Origin of the sequence: Micromonospora sp. D93 (genome assembly GCF_018070365.1) — a bacterium.
GTDB lineage: Bacteria > Actinomycetota > Actinomycetes > Mycobacteriales > Micromonosporaceae > Micromonospora > Micromonospora ureilytica.
In genome coordinates this window covers 20642-29463 of record NZ_JAGPXW010000051.1, presented here as the reverse complement: position 1 = coordinate 29463, position 8822 = coordinate 20642, and the positions used below count along the sequence as shown (strand labels likewise).

Here is an 8822-nt window from a genome sequence, read left to right as displayed (position 1 = left end):
AGCCGGGTTCCGTGACCTCGGCGCCGATTTCTACCTCAGCCGCACCGACACCGAACGCCGCAAACGCAACCACATCCACCAACTCGAAGCCCTCGGCTACCGCGTCACCCTCGACCTCGCCGCCTAAGAGCCACACCACAACCCATCCCACGCCGCTTCGCGACGCGGGATGCTGCCGCGTGTCTACGCACGGTTCGATTTTCGAGTTAGGCCAGGAAGATCAGGGCTAGCCAGCCGCCTACGATGAGCGCCAGGGCCAGGGCCAGCACCCAGGTGGGCACCGTGTATTCACCGCGCCGGTTACGGTCGACCTCGGCGCGGATCTTCTCCCGCCGGCGCTCGATCCAGTTCAGCCGCTCGGTGCCGCGCTCGGGGCGGTCGGAAGGTCCAGAAGTCGTCATGGCGCGCCCAGCTTAACCGCTCGGCACGGCGGGCCGACCGGCCCCGTCGGCGCAGAGCACCGCCGGGGCCGGGAACCCGTCACATGCTGGCGATCAGCCGCTCCACCCGCTCGTCGTACGCCCGGAACGGGTCCTTGCAGAGCACTGTGCGCTGCGCCTGGTCGTTGAGCTTCAGGTGCACCCAGTCGACGGTGAAGTCCCGGCGCTTCTCCTGGGCGTGCCGGATGAACTCGCCCCGCAGCCGGGCCCGGGTGGTCTGCGGCGGCGTCTCCTTGGCCTCGAAGATCTCCGGGTCGGTGGCAACCCGGTCGACCTCACCGCGGCGCTCCAGGAGCCCGTAGAGGCCCCGGCCACGGCGCACGTCGTGGTAGGCCAGATCCATCTGCGCCACCCGGGGGTGCGACAGCGGCAGGTCGTGCTTGCGCTGGTAGCGCTCGATCAGCCGCAGCTTGCTGACCCAGTCGATCTCCCGGGAGACCGGCTCCAGGTCGCCGCTCTCCACCGCGTTGAGCACCCGGCCCCACAGTTCGACGACCCGCTTGGCGGCCTGGTCGCCACCGCGCCGCTCGACGAACTCGGTGGCCTTGGACAGGTACTCCTGCTGGATGTCCAGGGCGCTGACCTCCTTGCCGTTGGCCAGCCGCACCTTGCGCCGGCCGGTGATGTCGTGCGACACCTCCCGGATGGCCCGGATCGGGTTCTCCAGGGACAGGTCGCGCATCACCACCCCGGCCTCGATCATCCGCAGCACGATGTCGGCGGTGCCGACCTTGAGCAGCGTCGTGACCTCGTTCATGTTGGAGTCACCGACGATCACGTGCAGCCGCCGGTAGCGCTCGGCATCGGCGTGCGGCTCGTCGCGGGTGTTGATGATCGGGCGGCTGCGGGTGGTCGCCGAGGAAACGCCCTCCCAGATGTGCTCGGCCCGCTGCGAGAGGCAGTAGACCGCGCCGCGTGGGGTTTGCAGAACCTTGCCGGCCCCGCAGATCAGCTGCCGGGTGACCAGGAACGGGATGAGCACGTCGGCGAGCCGGCCGAACTCACCGTGCCGGGAGACCAGGTAGTTCTCGTGGCACCCGTACGAGTTGCCGGCCGAGTCGGTGTTGTTCTTGAACAGGTAGATCTCACCCGCGATGCCCTCGTCGTGCAGTCGCTTCTCCGCGTCGACGAGAAGGCCCTCCAGGATCCGCTCGCCGGCCCGGTCGTGGGCGACGAGATCGGTCACCGAGTCGCACTCCGGTGTCGCGTACTCCGGATGCGACCCGACGTCCAGGTAGAGCCGGGCCCCATTGCGCAGGAAGACGTTGCTCGACCGACCCCAGGACACGACGCGACGGAACAGATACCGCGCGACCTCGTCCGGGGACAGCCGCCGCTGCCCGCGATAGGTGCAGGTGACGCCGTACTCGGTCTCGAGGCCGAAGATTCGCCGCTCCATGGTGTGACATTAGCCGCCCGGAGGCCCGGTTCGTCACTGTCGGACCACAGGTCGTGCCCCGAGCGCGGTCACATACCGGTTGAGTGCGACATTCCGTCCGCGCCGAGGCTCGCCACGAACCGCCGGCAGCTGTCGTACTCCGGGAGCAGCCCCCGCTCGCGGGCCTGCGCCAGAGTCGGCGCCGCGTCGTCGCGCGCGGACAGCAGCGGAACCTCGGCGGGCCACTCGATGCCCAACTCCTCGTCCAGCGGGTGCACAGCGTGCTCGCCGGTCGGGTTGTAGGTGGTCGAGCAGAGATAGCTCAACGTCGCATCGTCGGTCAACGCGCAGAACCCGTGCCCCAGCCCTTCGCTGAGGTAGACGGCGCGCCGGTCGGTGTCGTCCAGCCGCACGCCCTCCCAACGGCCGAAGGTCGGCGAACCCACCCGCAGGTCGACGATCACGTCGAGGACTGCTCCCCGCACGCAGGTGACGTACTTGGCCTGCCCGGGCGGCACGTCGGCGAAGTGCACGCCGCGCACCACGCCACGCGCGGAGACCGACAGGTTCGCCTGGGCCAGCCGCAGCGGATGCCCCACCGACTCGGCGAGCTTGTCGAAGCGGTACCACTCCATGAACATGCCGCGCGGGTCACCGTGCTGCTGGGGGGTGATCTCCCAGGCGCCCTCGATGCCCAGCTCCCGGATCTTCACCAGGAACCCCCGTCGCCGCCGGCCTGCTCGCTCAGCAGACGCAGCAGGTAGTCGCCGTAACCGCTCTTGGTCAGCGGCTCGGCGAGCGCGCGCAGCTGCGCGTCGTCGATCAGGCCAGCCCGCCAGGCGACCTCCTCGACGCAACCGATCTTGAGACCCTGCCGCTCCTCGACCACCCGGACGAACTCGGCGGCCTGCATCATCGAGGTGAACGTGCCGGTGTCCAGCCAGGCGGTGCCCCGATCCAGCACGGTCACCGACAGCTCCCCGGTCTCCCGGTACACCTCGTTGACCCCCGTGATCTCCAGCTCGCCGCGGGCGCTCGGGGTGAGCTTGCGGGCGATGTCCACGACCCGGTTGTCGTAGAAGTAGAGGCCGGGCACCGCGTAGCGGGACTTCGGCCGGGCCGGCTTCTCCTCGATCGAGAGCACCCGACCATCGGCGTCGAAGTCGACCACGCCGTAGTCCTGCGGGTTGGCCACCTGGTAGGCGAAGACCCGCCCACCGACCGGGTCACCGTGGTCGGCGAGCTGCCGACCCAGACCCACGCCGTGGAAGATGTTGTCGCCGAGGACCAACGCCACCGACTCGGTGCCGATGAAGTCCGCGCCGAGGATGAACGCCTGCGCGATGCCCTCCGGGCGCTCCTGGCTGACGTACTCCAGCCGCAGCCCGAACTGGCTGCCGTCGCCGAGCAGCCGACGGAACTGGTCCTGGTCGTCCGGAGTCGTGATCACCAGGATCTCCCGCACCCCGGACATCACGAGGGTGGAGAGCGGATAGTAGATCATCGGCTTGTCGAAGATCGGCATCAGCTGCTTCGAGACCGCCCGGGTGATCGGCCAGAGCCGGGACCCGGTGCCGCCGGCAAGTAGGATTCCGCGCACCGGGGAAGCCTAGCCGCACCCGGTCAGGTTCTGTGGGGGTCGCATGGCAGGCGCCGCGCCGTCCGTCGCGTATACTTCCGGACCCGTGAGGATCCTCGTCACCGGCGGAGCCGGATTCATCGGGTCGGAGTACGTCCGCCTGCTGCTGGGCAAGCCCCTCGGCAGTGCCGACGGCGTGCCGCCGCTCGAGCCGGCCGTCGTGACCGTGCTGGACAAGCTGACCTACTCGGGCAACCTGGCCAACCTCGAGCCCGTCCGCGACGACCCGCGACTGCGGTTCGTGCAGGGCGACATCTGCGACCCGGTCGTGGTCGACCAGGTCGTGGCCGAGCACGACGTGATCGTGCACTTCGCCGCCGAGTCACACGTCGACCGTTCGATCGCCGGCGCCGCGCCGTTCGTCACCACGAACGTGCTGGGCACCCAGACGCTGCTCGACGCGGTGCTGCGCCACGGCACCGGCCGGTTCGTGCACGTCTCCACCGACGAGGTCTACGGCTCGATCGACGAGGGCTCCTGGACCGAGACCTGGCCCCTCGCCCCCAACTCGCCGTACTCGGCGTCCAAGGCCGGCTCCGACCTGCTCGCGCTGTCGTACCACCGCACCCACGGCATGGACGTGGTCGTCACCCGCTGCTCCAACAACTACGGCCCGTACCAGTTCCCCGAGAAGGTCATCCCGCTGTTCGTCACCAACCTCCTCGACGGTGGCACCGTGCCCCTCTACGGCGACGGCGGCAACATCCGTGACTGGCTGCACGTGCACGACCACTGCCGCGGCATCGCCCTCGTCCAGCAGAAGGGCCGCGCCGGCGAGGTCTACAACATCGGTGGCGGCACCGAGTTGACCAACAAGGAACTCACCGGTCTGCTCCTGGACGCCTGCGGCGCCGGGTGGGACCGCGTCGTCCCGGTCACCGACCGCAAGGGCCACGACCGCCGGTACTCCCTCGACATCACCAAGATCAGCGAAGAGCTCGGCTACCACCCCAGCATCACCCTGGACCAGGGCCTCGCCGACACCGTCCGCTGGTACCGCGACAACCGCAGCTGGTGGGAACCCCTCAAGTCCGCGCCGACCGCATGACCCGACTCCTCGTCACCGGCGCGGGCGGGATGCTCGGCCGGGACCTGGTCACCGTGCTGAGGACACGGCCCGACTTCAAGGTGACCGCCGCCACCCGCGCCGACCTGGACGTCACCGACCGCGCGGCGGTGAGCGCCGCCGTCGCCGGGCACGATCTGGTGATCAACGCGGCAGCGTGGACCAACGTCGACGCCGCCGAGGCCGACGAGGCCGCGGCGACCGCCGTCAACGGCGACGCCGTGGCCAACCTTGCCGCGGCGTGCGCCACCGACGGAACCCGGCTGATCCAGGTCTCCACCGACTACGTCCTCGCCGGCAACGCGAACACCCCCTACCCGGAGGACGCGCCCACCGCGCCGGTCAACGCCTACGGCCGCGGCAAGCTGGTCGGCGAGCAGGCCGTCGCGCGGCTGCTACCCGACACCGGGTACGTCGTGCGCACCGCCTGGCTGTACGGCGCCCACGGGCCGAACTTCGTGGCCACCATGCTCCGACTCGCCGACCAGCGCGAACACCTCGACGTGGTCGACGACCAGCACGGCCAGCCCACCTGGTCCCACGCGCTCGCCGAACGACTCGTCGCGCTCGCCGACGCGGCGCTGGCCGGTCACGCCACGCCCGGCGTCTACCACGGCACCTGCGCCGGGCAGACGACCTGGTACGGGCTGGCCCGCGCCGCGTTCACGCTGGCCGGACTGGACCCCGAGCGGATCCGACCCACCACCAGCGACCGGTATCCGCGTCCCGCCCCCCGGCCTGCGTACAGTGTGCTAGGGCACAGCCGCTGGGCAGCCGTGGGTCTGCCCCCGCTTCCAGACTGGCAACACGCCCTGGTTGACGCGTTCCACTCCCCCGCTCCACCCGCCCCGTGGAAGGTCGCATGAAGCTCACCCTCGTCACCGGCCTGACCGGCCTGCTGCTCCTCGGCACCATCGTCGAGCTGTTGCGCCGCCGTCAGCTGCGCGAGAAGTACGGCATGCTCTGGCTCGCCGTGCTGATCATCGTGATTCCGCTGTCCCTGTTCCCCCGGCTGCTCGACAACGTCGCCGAACTCCTCGGTGTCGCCTCCGGTGTCAGCCTGGTGCTCTTCCTCGGCATCGTCTTCCTGCTGCTGGTGTGCGTACACCTCAGCTGGGAGGTCAGCGCCCTGGAAGAAGAGACCCGCACCCTGGCCGAAGACTTCGCCCTGCTCCGCGCGCAGATCGACGCGGACCGGGCAGCCCGAGACGAACTGGTGTCGACCGATGGTTAACGGCAAGCGCACATTGATCATCATCCCGGCTCTCAACGAGTCGGGCTCGATCGCCGACGTCGTCGGCGAGGTCCGCGGCGAACTGCCCGGCGTCGACGTGCTCGTCGTCGACGACGGCTCCACCGACCGCACCGCCGCCGTCGCCGCCGCCGCCGGCGCGAAGGTCGCCAAACTGCCGTACAACCTCGGCGTCGGCGGGGCCATGCGCCTCGGTTACCGCTACGCCCGCGACCACGACTACGAGGTCGCCATCCAGATCGACGCCGACGGTCAGCACGACCCCCGGTACGTGCCGAAGCTCGTCGACCTGCTCGCCGACAACGACCTCGTCATCGGGGCCCGCTTCGCCGGTGAGGGCGACTACAACGTCCGCGGCCCCCGCCGCTGGGCAATGGTGATGCTCTCCGCCGTGCTGTCCCGGGTCGCCCGCACCAAGCTCACCGACACCACGTCCGGCTTCCGGGCCGCCAACCGGCGGGTCATCGAGATGTTCGCCACCTGGTACCCGGCCGAGTACCTCGGCGACACGGTGGAGACCCTCGTACACACCGCCCGCCGGGGCTACCGCATCCGCCAGGTGCCGGTCGCCATGCGCAAGCGGATGGCGGGCACTCCCAGCCACTCCCCCGCCAAGGCGATGGTCTACCTCGGCCGCGCGTTCGCCGTCCTCACGCTGGCGCTCATCCGCCGGTGATCCGACGGCTACTGAGCCTGGTCCCGCCCGGCACCGTCGCTGTCGGTGCCGGGCTGGCCCTTCTCGGGCTCGCCTCCTACGTTCACCTCGCAGTCGCCGGCCACAGCCTCAGCAAGGCCGACTACTCGTCCCTGTCGGTGCTCTGGTCGATCGTGTTCACCCTCGGCATCGGCGTGTTCATGCCGATCGAGCAGGAGGTCGCCCGGGTCGTCGCCGCCCGACACAGCCAGGGGCTGCCCCCCGGGCCGGTGCTGGCCCGCGGCGTCACCGTCGCCGCGGCGATGCTCGCCGTGCTGGTGTTGGCAGTCACCATCGGTCGTCAGCCGCTCGCCGACAAGCTCTTCGCCGGTGACGGCAACCTGGTCACCGTGCTGATCGGCGCACTCGCCGCGATGGCCGTCGCCTACGCCACCCGCGGCGTCCTCTCCGGCCTGCAACTGTTCCCCTGGTACGGCGCCCAACTCGGGATCGACGGCGGCCTGCGCATCATCATGGTCGCCCTGCTCGGGCTGGCCGGGGTGACGTCCCCCGTCTGGTACGGGCTCGTGCTCGTCGCCGCCCCGCTGGTCAGCGTCCTACTCACCCTGCCGCCGGTGGTGCGCGCCATCGGTGGAGGCCCACCGGTGGCCTGGGCGACCCTGCTGCGCGGCCTCGGCCTGCTCACCGCCTCCAGCCTGCTCTCCCAGGTCGTGGTGAACATCGGCGTGATCAACGTGCAGCTGCTCGCCCCCGCCGACGCGGCAGCCGCCGGCGCGCTGCTCTCCGCCCTCGTGCTGGTCCGCATCCCCCTGTTCGTCTTCGGCTCCCTCCAGGCGTCACTGCTGCCCGGCCTGGCCACCACCGCCACCACCGGCGACCAGGCCGGCTTCCACAGCCTGCTGCGGCGGGCGCTCGGCATCGTCACCGCGCTCGGCCTCACCGGTGCCCTCGGCGCCGTGCTGCTCGGCCCGTGGCTGGTCGGCACACTCTTCGACGCACCAGGCGTTCTCGGCCACGGCGACTTCGCCTGGTTGGCGGCCGCCACGCTCGCCTACCTGTGGGCGATGGTGCTCGGCCAAGCCCTGCTCGCCCTCGACCGGCACCGCGCTCAGGCCCTCGCCTGGACTGCCGGCGTCGCCGCCCTGATCGCCGTGACGCTGACCCCGGCGCCGGTCACCCTGCGAGTCGAACTGGCGTACACCATCGGCTCCGTCATCGTGGCCGCCACCATGGCGATGCTGCTGCGCGGCGGCGTCCGCCGACCCACCACCCCCACCCGGCCGCTCGCCGAGGCCGTCGCCCCTGCCGCATCCGGAGGCATCCGATGACCCGACCCCGGGTGAGCGCGGTCATGCTCGCCTACGGCCCGGAGCCCTACCTCGTCGACGCCGCCCGGGCGGTGCTGGCCAGCGCCGACGTCGAGATCGATCTCATCGTCGTCGACAACGGCTGCACCGGGGACGGCATCGACATCGTCAAGGGCCTTCCCGGTGTGCGGGTGATCCGACCGGAGGAGAACACCGGCTACTCCGGCGGCTGCCGCGTCGGCGCGGCCGAGGCCACCGGTGACTGGCTCGCGTTCGTCAACTCCGATGCCGTCGTCGCACCCGACGCCCTGGCCAAGACCACCGCCGTCGCCGCCGAAGCGGGCGTCGGGGCGGCCATGGCGTCCATCCGGTTGGCCGACACCCCCGAGCTGATCAACACCAGCGGCAACCCGCTGCACTTCACCGGGCTCTCCTGGGCCGGAGGCAACGGCGAACCGGCCAGCAACCACGCCGAGCGTCGGGTCGTACCCTCCCTCAGCGGCTGCTGTTTCGTGATCAGCCGGCAGCTCTGGCGCGAGCTCGACGGCTTCGCCGCCGAATACTTCGCGTACCACGAGGACACCGAACTCAGCCTGCGACTGTGGCAGCGCGGCCTACGGCTGGAGTACGTGCCGGACGCCGTCGTGCGCCACCACTACGAGTTCTCCCGCAACGCCCTGAAGCTCTACCTGGTCGAGCGGAACCGACTGGTCACCCTGCTCACCGCGTACGAGGCGCGGACACTCCTCGTACTCGCCCCGGCGCTGTTGCTCACCGAGGTCGCCATGCTCACCGCCGCGGTCGTCGGCGGCTGGTCCCGGCAGAAACTGCGGGGTTGGGGCTGGCTGTGGCGCAACCGCGACTGGGTGCGCGGCCGTCGACGGCAGCTGCAGGCGGAACGTCAGGTGCCGGACGGGGTCATCGCGCAGCTGATGACCGGTCGGGTCACACCCTCGGGTGTGCCGACCACGCCCGGCCTGGGCGCGTTCAACGCCGTCGCCGGCGGTTACTGGGCGCTGGCCCGGCCCCTGCTGCGCCGAGGATGACCGCTGGTGCCGGCCCCGAAAAGGGGCCCGGCACCAGCG

General features: G+C 70.7%; 10 protein-coding genes. 6 read left to right on the top strand and 4 right to left on the bottom strand.

Going from position 1 to position 8822, the window contains the following annotated elements:
* Positions 1 to 206: 206 nt before the first annotated feature.
* The 4 genes from KBX71_RS33010 to rfbA all read right to left on the bottom strand — a co-directional run bounded on the left by KBX71_RS33010 (position 207) and on the right by rfbA (position 3418).
* A complete protein-coding gene (locus tag KBX71_RS33010; protein WP_210821605.1) occupies positions 207 to 401 on the bottom strand; it encodes a hypothetical protein in 195 nt (64 codons plus the stop codon).
* Positions 402 to 480: 79 nt separating this feature from the next.
* A complete protein-coding gene (gene pafA / locus KBX71_RS33005; protein ID WP_124816920.1) occupies positions 481 to 1839 on the bottom strand; it encodes a Pup--protein ligase in 1359 nt (452 codons plus the stop codon).
* A gap of 68 nt (positions 1840 to 1907) precedes the next feature.
* Positions 1908 to 2531 (bottom strand): dTDP-4-dehydrorhamnose 3,5-epimerase, encoded by a 624-nt coding sequence (rfbC, locus tag KBX71_RS33000; RefSeq protein ID WP_210821604.1) that lies wholly within the window; start codon positions 2529 to 2531, stop codon positions 1908 to 1910.
* Complete coding sequence (rfbA, locus tag KBX71_RS32995) at positions 2528 to 3418, bottom strand: glucose-1-phosphate thymidylyltransferase RfbA (RefSeq protein WP_124816924.1); 891 nt, start codon at positions 3416 to 3418, stop codon at positions 2528 to 2530. Before rfbA ends, rfbC begins: the two co-directional genes overlap by 4 nt.
* A gap of 85 nt (positions 3419 to 3503) precedes the next feature.
* Here rfbA and rfbB point away from each other — a divergent pair, with 85 nt between their 5' ends.
* The 6 genes from rfbB to KBX71_RS32965 are packed head-to-tail and all read left to right on the top strand — an operon-like array spanning position 3504 to position 8783.
* The gene (gene rfbB / locus KBX71_RS32990) at positions 3504 to 4505 is read left to right on the top strand and encodes a dTDP-glucose 4,6-dehydratase (RefSeq protein ID WP_210821603.1); all 1002 of its coding nucleotides are present in this window, start codon (positions 3504 to 3506) and stop codon (positions 4503 to 4505) included.
* Positions 4502 to 5389: a dTDP-4-dehydrorhamnose reductase gene (rfbD, locus tag KBX71_RS32985; RefSeq protein ID WP_210821602.1), complete on the top strand. Its 888-nt coding sequence runs from the start codon at positions 4502 to 4504 to the stop codon at positions 5387 to 5389. Before rfbB ends, rfbD begins: the two co-directional genes overlap by 4 nt.
* Positions 5386 to 5757 (top strand): DUF2304 domain-containing protein, encoded by a 372-nt coding sequence (locus tag KBX71_RS32980; protein ID WP_139584287.1) that lies wholly within the window; start codon positions 5386 to 5388, stop codon positions 5755 to 5757. Before rfbD ends, KBX71_RS32980 begins: the two co-directional genes overlap by 4 nt.
* Positions 5750 to 6451: a glycosyltransferase family 2 protein gene (locus KBX71_RS32975; RefSeq protein ID WP_210821601.1), complete on the top strand. Its 702-nt coding sequence runs from the start codon at positions 5750 to 5752 to the stop codon at positions 6449 to 6451. The genes KBX71_RS32980 and KBX71_RS32975 overlap by 8 nt, the downstream gene beginning before the upstream one ends.
* Positions 6448 to 7758 carry a lipopolysaccharide biosynthesis protein gene (locus KBX71_RS32970; RefSeq protein ID WP_210821600.1) on the top strand — a complete coding sequence of 437 codons (1311 nt, stop codon included), beginning with the start codon at positions 6448 to 6450 and terminating at the stop codon, positions 7756 to 7758. Before KBX71_RS32975 ends, KBX71_RS32970 begins: the two co-directional genes overlap by 4 nt.
* Complete coding sequence (locus KBX71_RS32965) at positions 7755 to 8783, top strand: glycosyltransferase family 2 protein (RefSeq protein WP_210821599.1); 1029 nt, start codon at positions 7755 to 7757, stop codon at positions 8781 to 8783. Before KBX71_RS32970 ends, KBX71_RS32965 begins: the two co-directional genes overlap by 4 nt.
* Positions 8784 to 8822: the final 39 nt, after the last annotated feature.

Coding starts and splice junctions, on each gene's coding strand:
- KBX71_RS33010 (WP_210821605.1), bottom strand. CDS start 401: ATGACGACTTCTGGACCTTCCGACCGCCCCGAGCGCGGCACCGAGCGG.
- pafA (WP_124816920.1), bottom strand. CDS start 1,839: ATGGAGCGGCGAATCTTCGGCCTCGAGACCGAGTACGGCGTCACCTGC.
- rfbD (WP_210821602.1), top strand. CDS start 4,502: ATGACCCGACTCCTCGTCACCGGCGCGGGCGGGATGCTCGGCCGGGAC.
- KBX71_RS32980 (WP_139584287.1), top strand. CDS start 5,386: ATGAAGCTCACCCTCGTCACCGGCCTGACCGGCCTGCTGCTCCTCGGC.
- KBX71_RS32975 (WP_210821601.1), top strand. CDS start 5,750: ATGGTTAACGGCAAGCGCACATTGATCATCATCCCGGCTCTCAACGAG.
- KBX71_RS32965 (WP_210821599.1), top strand. CDS start 7,755: ATGACCCGACCCCGGGTGAGCGCGGTCATGCTCGCCTACGGCCCGGAG.